16 protein-coding genes and 2 pseudogenes are annotated in these 17,066 nt (G+C 73.1%); 11 read left to right on the top strand and 7 right to left on the bottom strand.

The features are described 5' to 3' along the window. Positions 1-370 precede the first annotated feature (370 nt). Positions 371-1,165, top strand: coding sequence for a VOC family protein (locus tag ABZ371_RS15065; protein ID WP_358678721.1), 795 nt, complete (start codon positions 371-373; stop codon positions 1,163-1,165). Positions 1,166-1,339: 174 nt separating this feature from the next. Further along, positions 1,340-1,594 carry a WhiB family transcriptional regulator gene (locus ABZ371_RS15060; protein ID WP_358678718.1) on the top strand — a complete coding sequence of 85 codons (255 nt, stop codon included), beginning with the start codon at positions 1,340-1,342 and terminating at the stop codon, positions 1,592-1,594. A gap of 28 nt (positions 1,595-1,622) precedes the next feature. Here ABZ371_RS15060 and ABZ371_RS15055 read toward each other — a convergent pair. The 3 genes and pseudogenes from ABZ371_RS15055 to ABZ371_RS15045 all read right to left on the bottom strand — a co-directional run. After that, positions 1,623-2,159 (bottom strand): annotated as a pseudogene (locus ABZ371_RS15055) (chitosanase); the annotation flags it as partial. Positions 2,160-2,366: 207 nt separating this feature from the next. Next, on the bottom strand, positions 2,367-3,341 hold the full coding sequence (locus tag ABZ371_RS15050) for an acyl-ACP desaturase (RefSeq protein WP_358678715.1): 975 nt from the start codon (positions 3,339-3,341) through the stop codon (positions 2,367-2,369). A 327-nt stretch (positions 3,342-3,668) separates the two neighbouring features. Then, the gene (locus ABZ371_RS15045; RefSeq protein WP_358678712.1) at positions 3,669-4,085 is read right to left on the bottom strand and encodes an SsgA family sporulation/cell division regulator; all 417 of its coding nucleotides are present in this window, start codon (positions 4,083-4,085) and stop codon (positions 3,669-3,671) included. A gap of 165 nt (positions 4,086-4,250) precedes the next feature. Between ABZ371_RS15045 and ABZ371_RS15040 the strand changes: the two are divergent. Further along, positions 4,251-4,663 (top strand): annotated as a pseudogene (locus ABZ371_RS15040) (oxidoreductase); the annotation flags it as partial. Positions 4,664-4,667: 4 nt separating this feature from the next. Here ABZ371_RS15040 and ABZ371_RS15035 read toward each other — a convergent pair. Continuing rightward, the gene (locus ABZ371_RS15035) at positions 4,668-4,967 is read right to left on the bottom strand and encodes a YciI family protein (protein WP_358678709.1); all 300 of its coding nucleotides are present in this window, start codon (positions 4,965-4,967) and stop codon (positions 4,668-4,670) included. Between the two features lie 41 nt (positions 4,968-5,008). Between ABZ371_RS15035 and ABZ371_RS15030 the strand changes: the two genes are divergently transcribed. Both ABZ371_RS15030 and ABZ371_RS15025 read left to right on the top strand, forming a co-directional pair. Continuing rightward, positions 5,009-5,686, top strand: coding sequence for an endonuclease V (locus ABZ371_RS15030; protein WP_358678706.1), 678 nt, complete (start codon positions 5,009-5,011; stop codon positions 5,684-5,686). Positions 5,687-5,796: 110 nt separating this feature from the next. Next, positions 5,797-5,943 (top strand): hypothetical protein, encoded by a 147-nt coding sequence (locus tag ABZ371_RS15025; protein WP_358678703.1) that lies wholly within the window; start codon positions 5,797-5,799, stop codon positions 5,941-5,943. Between the two features lie 71 nt (positions 5,944-6,014). Here ABZ371_RS15025 and ABZ371_RS15020 read toward each other — a convergent pair whose 3' ends face one another. Further along, positions 6,015-7,205 carry a saccharopine dehydrogenase NADP-binding domain-containing protein gene (locus ABZ371_RS15020; RefSeq protein WP_358678700.1) on the bottom strand — a complete coding sequence of 397 codons (1,191 nt, stop codon included), beginning with the start codon at positions 7,203-7,205 and terminating at the stop codon, positions 6,015-6,017. A gap of 203 nt (positions 7,206-7,408) precedes the next feature. On the opposite strand from ABZ371_RS15020, the gene ABZ371_RS15015 reads away from it, so the two are divergent. The 4 genes from ABZ371_RS15015 to ABZ371_RS15000 all read left to right on the top strand — a co-directional run bounded on the left by ABZ371_RS15015 (position 7,409) and on the right by ABZ371_RS15000 (position 13,259). Further along, positions 7,409-8,554 (top strand): CaiB/BaiF CoA-transferase family protein, encoded by a 1,146-nt coding sequence (locus ABZ371_RS15015; RefSeq protein WP_358678697.1) that lies wholly within the window; start codon positions 7,409-7,411, stop codon positions 8,552-8,554. Between the two features lie 90 nt (positions 8,555-8,644). Then, positions 8,645-9,787, top strand: coding sequence for an acyl-CoA dehydrogenase family protein (locus ABZ371_RS15010; RefSeq protein ID WP_358678695.1), 1,143 nt, complete (start codon positions 8,645-8,647; stop codon positions 9,785-9,787). A 41-nt stretch (positions 9,788-9,828) separates the two neighbouring features. Then, positions 9,829-11,043 (top strand): acetyl-CoA C-acetyltransferase, encoded by a 1,215-nt coding sequence (locus ABZ371_RS15005; protein WP_358678693.1) that lies wholly within the window; start codon positions 9,829-9,831, stop codon positions 11,041-11,043. Positions 11,044-11,087: 44 nt separating this feature from the next. Further along, positions 11,088-13,259, top strand: a complete 2,172-nt coding sequence (locus ABZ371_RS15000) for a 3-hydroxyacyl-CoA dehydrogenase NAD-binding domain-containing protein (protein WP_358678691.1) — start codon at positions 11,088-11,090, stop codon at positions 13,257-13,259. Positions 13,260-13,389: 130 nt separating this feature from the next. Here the strand turns inward: ABZ371_RS15000 and ABZ371_RS14995 are convergent, their stop codons facing one another. Continuing rightward, complete coding sequence (locus tag ABZ371_RS14995) at positions 13,390-14,121, bottom strand: MerR family transcriptional regulator (RefSeq protein ID WP_358678689.1); 732 nt, start codon at positions 14,119-14,121, stop codon at positions 13,390-13,392. 203 nt (positions 14,122-14,324) lie between these two features. On the opposite strand from ABZ371_RS14995, the gene ABZ371_RS14990 reads away from it, so the two are divergent. Beyond that, positions 14,325-15,245: an oxygenase MpaB family protein gene (locus tag ABZ371_RS14990; protein WP_358678687.1), complete on the top strand. Its 921-nt coding sequence runs from the start codon at positions 14,325-14,327 to the stop codon at positions 15,243-15,245. Here the strand turns inward: ABZ371_RS14990 and ABZ371_RS14985 are convergent. Continuing rightward, positions 15,208-16,260, bottom strand: coding sequence for a LacI family DNA-binding transcriptional regulator (locus ABZ371_RS14985; protein WP_358678684.1), 1,053 nt, complete (start codon positions 16,258-16,260; stop codon positions 15,208-15,210). The two genes, ABZ371_RS14990 and ABZ371_RS14985, sit on opposite strands and share 38 nt — an antisense overlap. A 318-nt stretch (positions 16,261-16,578) precedes the next feature. On the opposite strand from ABZ371_RS14985, the gene ABZ371_RS14980 reads away from it, so the two are divergent. Next, positions 16,579-17,066 (top strand): M14 family zinc carboxypeptidase (locus tag ABZ371_RS14980; RefSeq protein WP_358678681.1); only part of this gene is annotated, 488 nt, incomplete at its 3' end.

Here is a 17,066-nt window from a genome sequence, read left to right as displayed (position 1 = left end):
GGCGTGGTCGGTCAGGACCGCCCGGGCCGCGCCGGCGAGCCGCCGGGCGTCGTCGAGCAGTTCGCGGGCGGCTCTGCCCGGCGGCGTGCCGCCGTCCGTGGGTGCGGCCTGTGTCATGTACGTCCTTCTGTCCCCGCTGTCCCACCACGGCCGCGGGCCGGCCGGCTCACAGCCGCGTCCCATCGTGCCACGCGCCACGCGAGTGGCACGGGGCGAACTGCGGTCCCCGCTCCTCGGTGCGAGACTCGGCCTGGGGGACCCGCTCAGACGTCCCCCGCCGCCCCGCGCGTGCCGGACTTCCATGGCTCTCCGACCGGCAGAGTCCGCCGAACGACCCAGTGGGACGGCCCAGTCGCCGAAGGAGCACACCATGCCCGATCCGGATTTCGTGACCGGCGCGCCCAACTGGCTCGACCTCGGCACGCCCGACCTCGACGCGGCGACCGGCTTCTACCAGGGCCTGTTCGGCTGGGAGCTGGTGCCCGGCGGCCCCGAGACCGGCGGGTACGGGACGTACCGGCTGAACGGCAGGACGGTCGCCGGAGCCATGACGGTGCCGGAGGACCAGGGCAAGCCGGCCTGGACGGTGTACTTCCGGACGCCCGACGCGGACGCGACCGCGAGGGCGGTCGAGCGGGCCGGGGGCGCCGCGGCCTTCCCCCCGGCGGACGTGCTCGACCACGGGCGCATGGGCGGCTTCACGGACAGGTTCGGGGCGTACTTCGGAGTCTGGCAGCCGGGGACCGTCACCGGCCTCGAGGTGATCATGGAGCCGGGTGCGTTGATCTGGTCCGAGCTCTACACACCCGACGTCCCGGCGACCGCCGCCTTCTTCCACACCGTCTTCGGGTGGGAGACCGAGGACATGGCCTACCCGGGCGGTTCCTACACGATGGTCCGCCCCGCCGGTGGCGAGGGTGACACGGCCTGGTTCGGGGGACTGGTTCCCGTGGACGACGTGCCGGGCCAGGCCGCGGCGGGTCCCCACTGGCTGCCCTACTTCGCCGTCGAGGACTGCGACGCCGCGGTGGCCGGCACCCAGCGGCTGGGCGGGTCGGTGACGATGCCGGCCATGGACGTGCCGGACGTCGGCAGGATCGCCACCTTCGCCGACCCGGCGGGCGCGGCGTTCGCGGTGATCACACCCAGGATGCCGGAGGGATGACCGGCGGCCCGGCCGTACGGCGGGGCCGGGCCACGCGCCCCGGGCGGCACGTGACCGTGTCCGCCCGTACGGCGGGCCCCGGTGCGGCCGGGGAGCGACGCGCCCCGCGACACCCCCGGCGCCCGTCGACGCGTCGTTGATCGCTTGTTTATCGCCGCACGGCACTGTGTCCCCATGTCCATCAACACCATGACCGACGACGCACTGGCCTGGCAGGAGACGGCGTTGTGCGCGCAGACCGGGCCCGCGTTCTTCTTCCCCGCACCGGGGAGCTCCACCCGTGAGGCCAAGCAGCTGTGCAACGCCTGTGAGGGCCGGGTGGCGTGCCTGGAATACGCCCTGGCCCACGACGAGCGCTTCGGCGTGTGGGGCGGGCTCTCGGAGAAGGAGCGGGAGCGGTTGCGCAGAGGCCGCGCCGTTCGGGGCTGAGAAGCGACGGCCGACGGGCCGGCCGTGTTCAGGGGAGGCGGTACTCCTCGCCGTACACGCGCCTCGTCAGCGGCGGCTCCAGGTCCATGTTGCCCGCGGTGAGGAAGACCCGCTGGGCCGTGTCGATGCGCGTGGTGTCACGCTGCACCTTCCGGGCCTTGATCGCCGCGCGGCTCGCGTCGAGGAAGGCGTCGAGGTACGCCCTCTCGTCACCGCCCTCCGCGGCCGTGTCCGCCTTCGCCCGTGCGGCGTCACGGATGCCGTAGAAGCCGTTCTCCTCGATGCCCGGTCCGTGCAGGACCATGGCGTCGTAGTAGACGAACTGCCCGAGCGTGCCGAGACCGTCCGTCTTCGCGAGCCGCACCGCGGGATCGAAGTACAGCCTGTCCCGGGTCCCGTCCTGCGCCGTACGGAAGGTGGGATCCCCGGCCGCCCGGCGCCAGGCGGTGGTGAATCCGGGATCCAGGCCCTCGTGGGAGTCGCTGCCGTCCACCGCGCGCAGGGCGGGGAGGAACGGGGCGAGCGGGTTGTCCGGCCGCTTCGCGGTGTACGCCTCGACCAGCTGCTCGGAATCGCCACCACTGAACAACACCGAAACGACGATGGCGACGGGCGCACCGAAAAGAACAAGACGCGTCACTGGCTTCACCCGGCACACAGTACGTTCCGTCGTGCCGCAGGTCAGCCCCGGAGCATCCCGGCCCCCGCCGCGGCCCGAAGGGCGCCGGCGACGGCACGGCCGGGGCCGCCGTACCGTCGCCGGGCCGTGGGCTCAGGCCCGGGCGCGGGCTGCCATACGGGCCCTGCGAGCCGCCAGCTTCTCGTCGAACTTCGACGCCTCGCTGTCCAGGCCGCTCATGTACAGCCCGAGCTCCTCCTGCGCCTTGAGCCCCTCCGGGCCGAGGCCGTCGATGTCGAGGACCTTCAGGTAGCGCAGGACGGGCTGGATCACGTCGTCGTGGTGGATGCGCATGTTGTAGATCTCGCCGATCGCCATCTGGGCGGCGGCCCGCTCGAATCCGGGCATCCCGTGGCCGGGCATCCGGAAGTTGACGACGACGTCGCGCACCGACTGCATCGTGAGGTCGGGGGCGAGCTCGAAGGCCGCGCCCAGGAGGTTGCGGTAGAAGACCATGTGCAGGTTCTCGTCGGTCGCGATCCGGGCCAGCATCCGGTCGCAGACCGGGTCGCCCGACTGGTGGCCGGTGTTGCGGTGCGATACGCGGGTCGCCAGCTCCTGGAAGGCCACGTAGGCCACGGAGTGCAGCATCGAGTGCCGGTTGTCGGACTCGAAGCCCTCGGCCATGTGCGCCATGCGGAACCGCTCGAGCTGGTCCGGGTCCACCGCTCGCGAGGTCAGCAGGTAGTCGCGCATGACGATGCCGTGCCGGCCCTCCTCCGCGGTCCAGCGGTGCACCCAGGTGCCCCAGGCGCCGTCACGGCCGAAGAGCGAGGCGATCTCGTGGTGGTAGCTGGGGAGGTTGTCCTCGGTCAGCAGGTTCACGACGAGCGCGATCCGGCCGATGTCGGTGACCTTGGACTGGCCCGTCTCCCACGCTTCGCCGTCCTCGAAGACGCCGGGGAAGTTCCGGCCGTCGGAGAAGGGGACGTACTCGTGGGGCATCCAGTCCTTGGCGACCTTGAGATGGCGGTTGAGTTCCTTCTCCACCACCTCTTCCAGCGCGTACAGCAGTTGGGCGTCGGTCCACGCCTTGGGACTGCCGAGGTGGGGAGAGGTGATCGTCACGGGGGCTCCTGGGGACGGGAGAATTACCTACGGCTTCGTAGGTTACGTGACCGTAGGTTAAGGCGGCAGTAAGGGCATCTCCAAGCCCGGCCCTCACCGAGCTTGTGCGACCGCCGTCCTTCGTGCAGGTCACGCGTGCCCCCGGAGGCGGACGTCACACCCCCGGACCCCCGCCCGGCGGCGCGCCGCGCCGGGAGCGGCGTCGTGCGGACCGCCGCCGTCCGGCAGCGGCCACCGGATGATCCGCGGCGGGTCGAGGAGGGGCATGTCGTGGCGCGCCGCCGTCGACGCCCCCTCGTGCGCCTCCAAGGCATCCGGGGCGGCCGGTCAGGCGGCGCCGCCCAGCAGCTCGGCGAGGTCGCGGTCCAGGTCCATGAAGCGGTCCTCGCCGCCCACGGGCACGAGTTCCTCCGCCCGCTTCAGGAAGCGGCGCAGCTCCGAGGTGCGCACGTGCACCATGGCGATGCCCTCGAGGGCGTGGAACTCCAGGACCGTACGGTCGTACCCGAAGGGACGGACCCGGACGTCGCCGAGACCCGCGGGCGCGTCGATCCCCGACGCGAGGAGGTCACGGCTGAACTCCCAGGACACCTCGGCGCCTTCCAGGGTCGCGGGTGCCGGGAAGACCATGCGCACCGCGAAGGGGTCCCCCAGGTCGTAGTGCAAGGTGGCGGGCAGGGTCTCCATCCGCGGAGCGGATGCGACCATGCGGGCCTGCACGGACTGCTCGATAACGCTGGACAAGACCTGCTCCCTCTCGCCTCGTGAACACGGTTCCCGGCATTGGAGTAGACGACGGAACGTCTCGATCCGTGCACCGGCGGGTGGCGTGAGCTGTGTCACCGCCCGGGCCGTCCGGTCAACTGCCCCGTTTCGTCCCAGGCACCCTGGACGGCCGTGGGCCCGTCGGCCACCGCGCGGATCCCGCCCTCCGGCGACCGGGGTGCGACCTGGACCGTGACCGCGAGAACCCGCCCCGCGGCGTCATCGGCCCCGCCTTCCGCGACCGCCGGCACGGCATCGCGGTCGGCGGCGACCACCGGGCGGACCAGGCGTCACCGGACGCCGCCGCCGTCACGGGCGACCGAGGCCGCACCTGGCGGAGCGCTCCCGCGCCACCCGCCGCCTACCGGTCCGGGGGCCCGGCTCCCGCACAGCGGGGCGTCGGCTGTGGCGGTCGGACCGACGGGGACGGACCTCACCCGGACGGCGGGCGCACCTGGCGGACCGCGGACACGGGCTCGTGCGACTCCGCGGACCGCGCCCGGCGCGGCGGGTGCCGGGCCTCCGGGGAGAAGGGGCGCGTCACGCGGATGCGGTGAGCGGCTACCCGGGCAGCTCCAGCCGGTAGGGCGCGAGGTCCCGCGACGTCTTCGTCGCGAAGAACTCCGTGACCCGGTAGGAGCAGACGCCGTGGACGGCGAAGGGATCGGTCGCCGCCAGCGCCTCGATCCGCGCGCGGTCGTCACCGACCGCGAGGATCACACCCCCGTCGCGCGGTTCCTTGCGCCCGGAGGCGATGAACACCCCGGCCGTGTACTGGGCGTCCAGCCATGTCACGTGGTCCGCCAGCAGCGCGTCGACGCGCTCGACCGGCGCGGTGTAGGTCAGCTCGAGTACGAACATGATCACCAGGCTACGGGACGCGCCGTAGGATGAGCGGCATCATGACGACCTACCGGACGCCCGCCGACGAGGCCGAAGCACGCGCCGTCCAGGACGCGTTGCGCGCCCGCGTGGTGCTCGACGAACCGGGGCCGCCGCCCGGCACGGGCCGGGTCACCGGGGTCGACGTCGCCTACGACGACGACCGTGACGTCGTCGTCGCGGCGGCCGTCGTCCTGGACGCGGCGACGCTCGAAGTGGTCGCCGAGGCCACCGCGCGCGGCCGGATCACCTTTCCCTACGTGCCCGGGCTCCTCGCCTTCCGGGAGATCCCCGCCGTGCTGGCCGCGCTGGAGGCCCTCCCCGCCGACCCGGGGCTCGTCGTCTGCGACGGCTACGGGCGCGCCCACCCCCGCAGGTTCGGGCTCGCCAGTCACCTCGGCGTCCTCACCGGCCTGCCGGTCATCGGCGTCGCGAAGAACCCGTTCACCTTCCGGTACGAGGAACCGGGCCCCGGGCGGGGCGACTCCTCCCCGCTCCTGGACGGGGAGGAGGAGGTGGGCCGGGCGCTGCGCACGCAGGACGCCACGAAACCCGTGTTCGTCTCCGTCGGGCACCGCACCGGGCTGGACAACGCCTGCGCCCACACGCTGGCGCTGGCCCGGGAGTTCCGTCAGCCGGAGACCACCCGCAGGGCCGACGCCCTGTGCCGGGCGGCGCTGCGCGAGGCGGTCGGCTGACCGCTTCCGGCGGCGTGCCGGACGGCCGTCGCGGGGTGCGCGCCGGATCGTTGCCGTCTGAGTACGAGAACGGATGTTGGTTGTCGAACTTCAGGGGCAGGCTGGTACACATGATCGACCAGCACGCACCTCGCATGAGCGCCGGAACCGTACGCCTCTCCCAGCGCGGCGTCGCCGTGGGCATGACCCTCGGCATGGTCGCCGGAGCGGCCTGGACCGTCTCCATGATGGTCACCCTCGCGTCATGGATGCTCTGAGACGCTCCGGCCCCGCCGTCGTGCCCGCCGGGTGAGGCGCCGGCAGCGTCCCGGGCGGGGCGGGCGGACGCTCAGCGCACCGCGGCGACCCGGAAGCCCAGTCCGGCCGACCGAAGCCGGTCCAGCAGCGCGTCGCCCATCGCCTCCGCGGTCGTGACCTGCCCCGACGTCGCCGGCAGGTCGTCCAGCGCGAGGGCGAGGGCCGCCTCGGCGAGCATCTTCGCCGTCTCGTCGTAGCCGGGGTCGCCGCCGGACACCTCCGTGTACACGCGCCGCCCACCGCCCTCCCCGACGAAGCGGACCGTGAACCAGCTGCGCTTCCTGCGCCCGGCGTCGGGGCCGGTGCCCGGCCGGTAGCGGCTCGTCAGCCAGTCGCGCACGGCGGGGATCTGGGCGGCGCCCGCCAGCGCCCCGACGGCCGCCGTGCCGCCGAGGGCCACCGGCAGGTGCTTCACGGAGGCGAAGTGCCGGTAGCGGAAGTCGGGGCCGTAGCGGCCCAGCGCCCGCGCCGAACGCTCCACGATCCGCGGGTCCAGGGTCGGCAGGGGCAGCGCCCAGGTTCCGGTCCGCGGGTCGAAGTGCGGTGAGCCCTGCGGGGCGCGGACCCGGCGGCCGACGAGGCGCGGCTCGTGCAGCCGGCGTTCCCTCGCGGCCCGCAGCATCTGCGGGCCCCGGCCGATCGCGGTGAGCGCGGAGGTGAACGTCCCGCCGGAGAAGGCGGCGTTGCTGCGGACGAACCCGTCGACGGTGAGCGGCACCTCCCGAGGGAGCTGCTGGACGGTGAAGAGGACTCCGAGGTCGTGCGGTACGGAGTCGAAGCCGCAGGCGTGCACGAGGCGGGCGCCCGTCTCGCGGGCGCGCGCGTCGTGGGCCAGGTACATCCGGTCGACGAACTCCGCCTCACCGGTCAGGTCGGCGTAGTCGGTGCCCGCCTCCGCGCAGGCGGCGACCAGCCGCTCGCCGTGGTGGAGGTACGGGCCGACCGTGGAGGCCACCACGTGGGTGGACTCGGCGAGCTCCCGCAGCGCGGTCGCGTCGTCCGCGTCCGCCGTCAGCAGCGGCAGGTCGGAGCAGCGCGGGTCGACCTCGGCCAGCTGTTCGCGCAGCTGCTCCAGCTTCTGCCGGCTGCGGCCCGCCACGGCCCAGCGGAAGCCGTCCGGGGCGTGCTCGGCCAGGTAGGCGGCGGTGAGCCTCCCCACGAAGCCGGTGGCACCGAAAAGGACGACGTCGTAGGGGCGTTCGGCCCCGTTCTGCCTGTTCACGAGTGCCTCCGCGGGAAGTGGCGCCGGTGTGGAACGCAGAGGGTAGCGGAGCGGTCCGTGGCGTCGTGCGTCCGGGCGCCCTCCGGTGGGGGATGATCCGGGCAAGAGCTAAGCGCTTGCTCGGCCAAAAGGGTTGTGCCGAGCGTGGTGGGTTCTTAGCATCGTCGGTGTTACATCGTTAGTGTCATACCGCTGGGGGCTTGATGGCAACGACAGGACGGGGCCCGCGTGGGCCGCTGGCCGGGGTGCGCGTCGTCGAACTCGCGGGCATCGGCCCCGGGCCGTTCGCCGCGATGCTCCTCGCGGACCTCGGCGCGGACGTGGTGCGCGTCGACCGGCCGGGCGGAGCCGTGCTCGGCATCGACCCCGCCCGCGACCTCACCAACCGCAACAAGCGGTCCGTCCTCCTCGACCTCAAGGCCGAGGACGGCGTCCGGGGGGTGCTGGACCTCGTCGAGCGCGCCGACATCCTCATCGAGGGCTTCCGTCCCGGCGTCGCCGAACGCCTGGGCGTGGGCCCGGACACCTGTCTGGACGTCAACCCGCGACTCGTCTACGGGCGGATGACCGGCTGGGGCCAGGACGGGCCGCTGGCCCCGCGGGCGGGCCACGACATCTCCTACATCGCGCTCACCGGCACGCTCTCCATGATCGGCCGGTCCGGGGAACCGCCCACCGTCCCCGCCAACCTGGTCGGCGACTACGCGGGCGGCTCCCTCTACCTCGTCGTCGGGGTGCTCGCCGCCCTGCTGCACGCCCGCACCCCCGAGGGCTCCGGCCAGGTCGTCGACGCGGCCGTCGTCGACGGTGCCGCGCACCTCGCGACGATGATCCACGGCATGCTGGCGGCCGGCGCCTGGCAGGACCGGCGCGGCACCAACCTCCTGGACGGCGGCTGCCCCTTCTACGGCACCTACGCGACCTCCGACGGCGGGCACATGGCGGTCGGTGCGCTCGAGGAGCCCTTCTACGAGGAGTTCACCGCCCTGCTCGGCATCCGGGACAGGGCGCCCGACCACGGCGATGCCGGCCGCTGGGACGAACTGCGCGCCGTCGTCGCCGAGCGGTTCGCGGAACGCACCCGCGCCGAGTGGACCGAGGTCTTCGAGGGGACGGACGCCTGCGTGGCACCCGTCCTCTCCCTCCGCGAGGCGCCGCACCACCCCCACCTCGCCGCCCGTGCCACCTACGTGGAGCACGGCGGGCTCACCCAGCCCGCCCCGGCCCCCCGGTTCTCGGCCACCCCGGTCTCCGTACGCACGGGGCCCGCCCTGCCCGGGGCGGACACCGACTCCGTCGCCGAGGACTGGGACGTACCGGGCCTGCGCACGAAGGGGGCCATCGGCTGATGGCGCCCGCACCACGCCGCGCGTCCGGCCGCACGCGAGCTGCCCGGAGCACCGGCACCACCGTCCACGACCGGGTCCAGGGGGCTTGAGATGCAGCGGCAGATCTTCACCGACGACCACCACGCGTTCCGCGGGACGGTCCGCACCTTCCTGGCCAAGGAGGTCCTTCCCCACTACGAGCAGTGGGAACAGGACGGCATCGTCTCGCGCGGTGCCTGGCTCGCCGCCGGGCGGCAGGGGCTCCTCGGCCTCGCCGTGCCCGAGGAGTACGGCGGCGGGGGCGACACCGACTTCCGCTACAGCGCCGTCCTGGCCGAGGAGTTCACCCGGGCCGGTGTCTCCGGGCTGGCGCTCGGCCTGCACAACGACATCGTCGGCCCCTACCTCACGGGCCTGGGCACCGAGGAGCAGAAGCGGCGCTGGCTGCCCGGCTTCTGCTCCGGCGAGACGATCACGGCCATCGCCATGACCGAGCCGGGCGCGGGCTCGGACCTCCAGGGCATCCGCACCACGGCCGAGGACAAGGGCGACCACTTCCTGCTCAACGGCTCCAAGACCTTCATCTCCAACGGCATCCTCGCCGACCTGGTGATCGTCGTCGCGCGGACCTCGCCCCAGGGCGGCGCCAAGGGCCTCTCGCTGCTGGTCGTCGAGCGCGGCGCCGAGGGCTTCGAGCGGGGACGCAACCTCGACAAGATCGGGCAGAGGTCCCAGGACACCGCGGAGCTCTTCTTCGACGACGTACGCGTGCCCAAGGAGAACCTCCTGGGAGAACGCGACGGCGCCTTCCTCCACCTCATGACCAACCTGGCGCAGGAACGGATCGGTATAGCCGTCGCCGGCATCGCCGCGGCCGAGCACCTCCTGGAGATCACCACCCGCCACGTGAAGGAGCGCGAGGCCTTCGGGCGCCCGCTCTCCACGCTCCAGCACATCCGGTTCGAGATCGCCGAGATGGCCACCGAGTGCGCCGTCACCCGGGCCTTCCTCGACCGGTGCGTCGTCGACCACTCGGACGGCACACTCGACGCCGTGCACGCCTCGATGGCCAAGTGGTGGGCCACCGAGCTGCAGAAGCGCGTCGCCGACCGCTGCCTCCAACTGCACGGCGGATACGGATACATGGCCGAGCACCGGGTCGCCAGAGCCTTCACCGACGGCCGTGTCCAGACCATCTACGGCGGCACGACCGAGATCATGAAGGAGATCATCGGCCGCTCGCTGCTCGCCTGACCTCCCTGTTACGCCGCCCCCCTCCCCGAAAGGCAGTCGACGTGAGTACCGAAGCGTTCCTCTACGACGCGATCCGCACCCCGCGCGGACGCGGCAAGGCCGACGGAGCCCTGCACGGCACCAAGCCGATCGACCTCGTCGTCGGCCTCATCCACGAGATCCGGTCCCGCTTCCCGGACCTCGACCCGGCGGCCATCGACGACATCGTCCTCGGCGTGGTCAGCCCGCTCGGCGACCAGGGTTCCGACATCGCCCGCATCGCCGCCATCGCGGCCGGGCTCCCCGACTCCGTCGCCGGCGTGCAGGAGAACCGCTTCTGTGCCTCCGGCCTGGAAGCCGTCAACCTGGCCGCCGCCAAGGTCCGCTCCGGCTGGGAGGACCTCGTCCTGGCGGGCGGGGTCGAGTCGATGTCCCGCGTACCCATGGGCTCCGACGGCGGCGCCTGGGCCATGGACCCGATGACCAGCTTCGAGACCGGCTTCGCCCCCCAGGGCATCGGCGCCGACCTCATCGCCACCGTCGAGGGCTTCTCGCGCCGGGACGTCGACGAGTACGCCGCCCTGTCGCAGGAGCGTGCCGCCACCGCGTGGAAGGAGGAGCGCTTCGCGCGCTCCGTCGTCCCCGTCCGGGACCGCAACGGGCTGCTCGTCCTCGACCACGACGAGCACATGAGGCCCGGCACGACGGCCGACTCGCTGGCCGCCCTCAAGCCGTCCTTCGCCACGATCGGCGAGATGGGCGGCTTCGACGCCGTGGCCCTGCAGAAGTACCACTGGGTCGAGAAGATCGACCACGTCCACCACGCGGGCAACTCCTCCGGCATCGTGGACGGAGCGGCCCTCGTCGCGATCGGCTCGAAGGAGGTGGGCGAGCGCTACGGCCTCACCCCCCGCGCCCGCATCGTGTCCGCCGCGGTCTCGGGCTCCGAGCCGACCATCATGCTCACCGGCCCCGCACCCGCGACCCGCAAGGCCCTGGCCAAGGCCGGGCTGACGATCGACGACATCGACCTCGTCGAGATCAACGAGGCGTTCGCGGGAGTCGTCCTGCGTTTCGTGAGGGACATGGGCCTCTCCCTCGACAAGGTGAACGTCAACGGCGGCGCCATCGCCCTCGGACACCCCCTCGGGGCGACCGGCGCCATGATCCTCGGCACGCTCGTCGACGAACTGGAGCGGCGCGACCAGCGCTACGGCCTCGCCACCCTCTGCGTCGGCGGCGGCATGGGTGTCGCCACCGTCGTCGAGCGTCTCTGACCGACCCGGCCCCTCTTCCACGGACTTCCACGGAGCAGAAACCCATGACCGAGAGCACGACCATCCGCTGGGAACAGGACGAGACCGGCGTCGTCACCCTGGTACTCGACGACCCCGGCCAGTCCGCCAACACCATGAACCAGGGCTTCAAGGACTCCATCGCGGCCGTCGCCGACCGCGCCGAGGCCGAGAAGGACTCCATCCGCGGCATCATCTACACCTCGGCGAAGAAGACCTTCTTCGCCGGCGGCGACCTCAAGGACATGATCAAGGTCGGCCCGGAGAACGCCCGGACCGCCTTCGACGCCGGCATGGGCATCAAGAGGGCGCTGCGCCGTATCGAGACCCTCGGCAAGCCCGTCGTCGCGGCCATCAACGGCGCCGCGCTCGGCGGGGGTTACGAGATCGCCCTCGCCTGCCACCACCGCGTCGCCCTGGACGCCCCCGGCTCGCGCATCGGCCTGCCCGAGGTCACCCTCGGACTGCTGCCCGCGGGCGGCGGCGTCACCCGGACCGTGCGCCTGATGGGCATCACCGACGCGCTGCTCAAGGTCCTCCTCCAGGGCACCCAGTACACCCCGCGGCGGGCCCTGGAGAACGGGCTGATCCACGAGGTGGCCGACACCGCCGAGGACATGCTCGCCAAGGCCCGGGCCTTCATCGACGCGCACCCCGAGTCGCAGCAGCCGTGGGACGCCAAGGGCTACCGCATCCCTGGGGGGACGCCGGCCAACCCCAAGTTCGCGGCCAACCTGCCCGCCTTCCCGGCCAATCTCCAGAAGCAGCTCGCGGGCGCCCCCATGCCCGCGCCCCGCAACATCCTGGCCGCCGCCGTCGAGGGCTCACAGGTCGACTTCGAGACCGCCCAGACCATCGAGGCCCGCTACTTCACCGAGCTCGTCACCGGCCAGGTCGCCAAGAACATGATCCAGGCGTTCTTCTTCGACCTCCAGGCCGTGAACTCCGGTGCCAGCCGCCCCCGGGGGATCGCGGAGCGCCAGGTGCGCAAGGTCGCCGTACTCGGCGCCGGGATGATGGGCGCGGGCATCGCGTACTCCTGTGCGCGCGCCGGCATCGACGTCGTCCTCAAGGACGTCTCCGCCGAGGCCGCCGCCCGGGGCAAGGCGTACAGCGAGAAGCTGCTCGCCAAGGCGCTCTCCCGCGGCCGCACGACCGAGGCGAAGCGCGACGAACTGCTGGCCCGCATCACCCCGACCGGCGACCCGGCCGACCTCGCGGGCTGCGACGCCGTGATCGAGGCCGTCTTCGAGGACACCGCGCTCAAGCACAAGGTCTTCGAGGAGATCCAGGGCGTCGTGGAGCCCGACGCGCTCCTCTGCTCCAACACCTCGACCCTGCCCATCACCGTGCTCGCCGAGGGCGTGGAGCGGCCGGACGACTTCATCGGGCTGCACTTCTTCTCGCCTGTCGACAAGATGCCGCTCGTCGAGATCATCAAGGGTGAGCGCACCGGTGACGAGGCCCTGGCCCGCGCGTTCGACCTGGTGCGGCAGATCCGGAAGACCCCGATCGTCGTCAACGACTCGCGCGGCTTCTTCACCTCCCGTGTCATCGGGCACTTCATCAACGAGGGCGTCGCGATGGTCGGCGAGGGCGTCGAACCGGCCTCGGTGGAACAGGCGGCGGCGCAGGCCGGCTATCCGGCGAAGGTGCTCTCCCTCATGGACGAGCTGACCCTCACCCTGCCCCGCAAGATCCGTGACGAGACCCGGCGGGCCGTCGAGGAGGCGGGCGGCAGCTGGGCCGCGCACCCCGCGGACGAGGTCATCGACCGCATGGTCGACGAGTTCCGGCGGCCGGGGCGCAGCGGGGGAGCGGGCTTCTACGAGTACGGCGAGGACGGCAGCCGGGGCGCGCTCTGGCCCGGCCTCCGGGAACACTTCACGCGGCGGGACACGGAGATCCCGTTCGAGGACATGAAGGAGCGGATGCTCTTCTCCGAGGCGCTGGACAGCGTCCGCTGCCTCGAGGAGAACGTCCTCATGACGGTCGCCGACGCCAACATCGGCTCCATCATGGGCATCGGCTTCCCCGCCTGGACCGGTGGGGTGCTCCAGTACATCAACGGCTACGAGGGCGGGCTGCCCGGCTTCGTGGCACGTGCCCGGGAGCTCGCCGAGCGGTACGGCGACCGCTTCCTGCCGCCCCCGCGGCTGCTGGACATGGCGGAGAAGGGCGAGACGTTTCACGACTGACCCGGGTGCGGCCGCGCGCGGCGTCACGACACGGTGCTCCGTGGCCGACGCGGCGCGCTCCGTCCCCCACGGGGCGCTCCGCGATCGCCGCGGGTGCCCCGTGGGGCCGTCCCCGGGCCGGCTCCGGACCTCACTCCGCCGTGAACGCGGCCCGCAGCTCCTGTTTCAGCGACCGCTGGAAGGCCGTCACCAGGGCCTGGAGCACCATCGGCTGCATGTGGGCCGACAGCGACTTCATCGCCTTCACGTGCTCCGGGTCCTCCTCCCGCTCCCGGTACGGATTCCACACCTCGTCCCGGAACAGCCGGGTCAGCTCGTGCGCGGCCGACCGCGTGTGCTCCAGGAGGACGGTCCGCGCGGCCAGGATCGTCTCGTGGGCGATCGGGACGTCCAGCAGCTCCGCCCCCAGCCGCAGCAGGCCCACGTCCACCCGGTGGTCGCCGTCGGCGGCGCCCGGGCGCTCCAGCACCCCCATGGCCGCCAGCCGGTCCAGGTCGGGCTCCGAGAGCGCTCGCCCCGCACGCCGCTCGAGCTCCTGCCGCCCCATGGACTCGAAGGAGTCCGGCGCCCAGGACGCCACGAGGGCACGGTGGATCGCCAGGTCGTGCGCGCTCAGATCGGGCGGCAGCTGTTCCAGATAGCGCTCGATGGCCGACAGCGTCATGCCCTGGTGCCGCAGTTCCTCGATCAGCGCGAGGCGGGAGAGGTGGCCCGGCCCGTAGTGCCCGACCCGGCGCGGCCCGATCGCCGGCGGCGGCAGCAGCCCCCGGGTGCCGTAGAAGCGCACCGTGCGCACGGTCACCCCGGCGCGTGCCGCCAGCTCGTCGACGGTGAGCGTCGGTTCCTCGGCCCCGGTGGCCATGTCTGCTGCTCCTAGTCGTCGGACGGGCATCGGCAGGTGCAACAGTATTGCTGTCTCACCACTTCGGTGAAAGAGCCCGCCTGCGGCGAGGCTCCCGCTCCCGGTGCCGCCCCGTCCGCCCGGCGCGGTGCCGGTCCCCGCATACTGGATCACACGAGGCCGGGTACGGATCCGTCGTGCCCGCCCGCCGTGGGGAGCACCGCATGAACAGCGCAGTCACCGGGGGCGACGACCCGGCCCCGCCCCCGCCGGGAGGCGTCCTGTGGAGCCTCGCCGGGGACGTCCGGGGCCTGCTCATGCTGCCCGCCGCCCTCGCGCTCCAGGTCGCCCATCCGGCGGTCGGCGCGGGCGTCGACGAACACTCGGTCTTCCGCACGGACCCCTGGGGACGTGGCGAACGCTCCCTGCGTTCGCTCCAGCTCTGGGTCTACGGGGGAGAGGCCGCCGCCGAGGAGGGGCGAAGGCTCAGGAAGCTGCACCGCACCGTCCGGGGCACCGACACCCGCGACCGCCGCTACCACGCACTCGCACCCGAGAACTACGCGTGGGTCCATGCCACCGGCTTTCCCGTGTACCGGCACGCGGCGCGCTACCTGATCCGCCCGATGACGGCGGAGCAGGAGCGCGCCCTGTACCGCGAGTGGCTCCAGGTCGGCCGGATCCTGGGCCTCCACGACCGGGACATGCCGCAGACCACCGAGGAGTTCTGGCCGTACTACCGCAGGATGCTGGCCGAGGAGATCGAGGCGACCGCCGTCCTGCGGGAGCTCGTCGCCGTCGACGCCACCGTGCCCCCGCCCGACAGGGGCCCGGCGGCCGTGCGGCTGCTCCTGCGGAGTGTGTGGCCCGTGCTGCTCCCGCCGTCGGCCCGGTTCCGGGCCTTCCTCACGGTCGGCCTGATGCCGCCGGACGCCCGTGAGGCCATAGGCCTGCCATGGTCCCCGGTGCAGGAGCGCCGGCTCCGCCGGCTGTGCGCCGTGATCCGGCTGGTCGTGCCGGTCCTTCCGGAGAGGCTGCGTTATCTGCCGCTCGCCCGGTCGGCCCGGGACGCGTGGCGGTCCGGGCGGGCGGGCGCGTACCGGGGTCTCAGGCGGAAGCCCGGCGGATCAGCTCGGTCGGTGTGACCACGGAGGCGGGCCACTCGCCGCTGTCGCTGTTGAGCCGCTCCATCAGCAGCCGCACCATCAGGCGGCCCATGCCCTCCACGTCCTGGCGGACCGTCGTCAGCGGGGGATCCGTGGTCTTCGCCACCGTCCCCATGTCGTCGAACCCGACCAGCGCCACTTCCTCCGGCACCCGGATCCCCCGTTCGCGGAGCACCCGCAGGGCGCCGGAGGCCATCAGGTCGTTGGAGGCGAAGACGGCGTCCACGTCCGGGCACGACTCGAGCAGCCGCTCCATGGCCGCGGCGCCACCGTCGACGGTGAAGTCGCCGTCCACGACGAGCGCCGGATCGGCGTCGGGGAGCACGTCGCGGTAGCCGTCGATCCGGTCGAGCGCCGATGTCTGGTCGCGCGGTCCGGCGATGTGCGCGATCCGCCGCCGGCCGAGCGAGACCAGATGGCGGACGGCCTCGCGGGCGCCGCCCCGGTTGTCGCAGTCGACGTACGGCACCGCCGGACCGCCACCCGCTCCGGCGGCGGGGAGCTCGGGGCGGCCCCCGTAGACCGTCGGGACCCTGAACCGCCGGATGATCGCCGGCAGTTCGTCGTCCGTGTGGAGCGAGAACGCCAGGACCCCGTCCACGTGGCCGCCGGCCAGATACCGGGTGACCCGGTCGAAGTCACCGCTGCCCTCCACCAGGAGCAGGACCAACTGGGCGTCATGGGCGTTGAGTTCGCGGCTGATCCCGCGGATCTGCCGCGAGAAGAACGGGTCCGAGAAGATCCGGAACTCCGGCTCGTCGATGATCACCGCGACGGCGCCGTTGCGCCGGGTGACGAGCGTGCGCGCCGCGTGGTTGGGGATGTAGCCCAGTTCGTCGACCGCCCGGCGTACCTGGTCCACCAGCGGCTGCCGTACGCCCGCACCACCGTTGACGACGCGGGACGCCGTCGCCCGCGAGACGCCGGCGCGGGCCGCCACGGCCTCCAGGGTGGGCCGTACGTCACGCTGCGGATCGGGGGTGGGGTCAGGCAAGGGAGAGCTCCTCGGACGCGCACGTCCCGGCCCGGAGCGGCCGGAACTGGCGGATTCGGCACGAACGCCGCCAGCCTAACGGCCCCCCTCCTCCGTGGCGGGGAGCGGGCTCCCGGCGCCCGGCCCCGCTCGCCGGACCGTCCCACCGCCTGCCGGGGCCGTGGGCGCGGGGCCGCGCGGCCCGGACGGACGATCACGCCCGGCAGGTGATCACCCCCTGTCGCCCGGCGGCCGTCCGGTGTACCTTCCGCTCACACTCGCGCACGGACCGGAACCGGCGGGCCCGCCGCCTGCCGCAGCACGGGAGGCGGTCGCCGTATGGTCCCCCAGCCGCCGCGGACGGCCGCCCGCCTCCCGCGACCCGGCCTCTCCCGGCTCCGTGCGGGCTTCCGCGACCTGGCCCTGGTCTCGGCGGCCGCCCTGCTCGCCGTGCCGCACTCGGCCGTGCGGGCCGACACCGAGCGCCCCGTGCCCCGCACCGGCTTCGAGCGGACCGCGGGCGCCCGCTGGACCGGGGAGGCGGAGGAGGGGACGTTCCTCGCCGAGGTCGACCGGCAGAGCGACCGCGTCCGCGTCGAACGGATCGGCACGACCGGACAAGGGCGGCCCCTGCGCCTCGTCCACCTGGGCTCCTCCGGCCCGACCGCCCTGACCGTCCTGCTGGTCTGCGGCCAGCACGGTGACGAACCGGCCGGCCGCGAGGCCTGCCTGTCGGCGGTCCGCGACCTCGCCCGCGCGGAGGACCGCACGACCAGGGACCTGCTGTCCCGCACCCGTGTCCTCGTGCTGCCCACGGCCAACCCGGA

It is taken from the genome of Streptomyces sp. NPDC005899, assembly GCF_040629645.1.
Lineage (GTDB): Bacteria > Actinomycetota > Actinomycetes > Streptomycetales > Streptomycetaceae > Streptomyces.
Note: the sequence above shows the minus strand (reverse complement) of the source record. Positions and strands in the feature narration are given on the sequence as shown.

What these genes read in the sequence shown, in the direction of transcription:
- ABZ371_RS15000 (WP_358678691.1), top strand. Translation starts at nt 11,088, where the DNA reads ATGACCGAGAGCACGACCATCCGCTGGGAACAGGACGAGACCGGCGTC.
- ABZ371_RS14990 (WP_358678687.1), top strand. Translation starts at nt 14,325, where the DNA reads ATGAACAGCGCAGTCACCGGGGGCGACGACCCGGCCCCGCCCCCGCCG.
- ABZ371_RS14995 (WP_358678689.1), bottom strand. Translation starts at nt 14,121, where the DNA reads ATGGCCACCGGGGCCGAGGAACCGACGCTCACCGTCGACGAGCTGGCG.
- ABZ371_RS15030 (WP_358678706.1), top strand. Translation starts at nt 5,009, where the DNA reads ATGACGACCTACCGGACGCCCGCCGACGAGGCCGAAGCACGCGCCGTC.
- ABZ371_RS15065 (WP_358678721.1), top strand. Translation starts at nt 371, where the DNA reads ATGCCCGATCCGGATTTCGTGACCGGCGCGCCCAACTGGCTCGACCTC.
- ABZ371_RS15060 (WP_358678718.1), top strand. Translation starts at nt 1,340, where the DNA reads ATGTCCATCAACACCATGACCGACGACGCACTGGCCTGGCAGGAGACG.
- ABZ371_RS15035 (WP_358678709.1), bottom strand. Translation starts at nt 4,967, where the DNA reads ATGTTCGTACTCGAGCTGACCTACACCGCGCCGGTCGAGCGCGTCGAC.
- ABZ371_RS15025 (WP_358678703.1), top strand. Translation starts at nt 5,797, where the DNA reads ATGATCGACCAGCACGCACCTCGCATGAGCGCCGGAACCGTACGCCTC.
- ABZ371_RS15010 (WP_358678695.1), top strand. Translation starts at nt 8,645, where the DNA reads ATGCAGCGGCAGATCTTCACCGACGACCACCACGCGTTCCGCGGGACG.
- ABZ371_RS15015 (WP_358678697.1), top strand. Translation starts at nt 7,409, where the DNA reads ATGGCAACGACAGGACGGGGCCCGCGTGGGCCGCTGGCCGGGGTGCGC.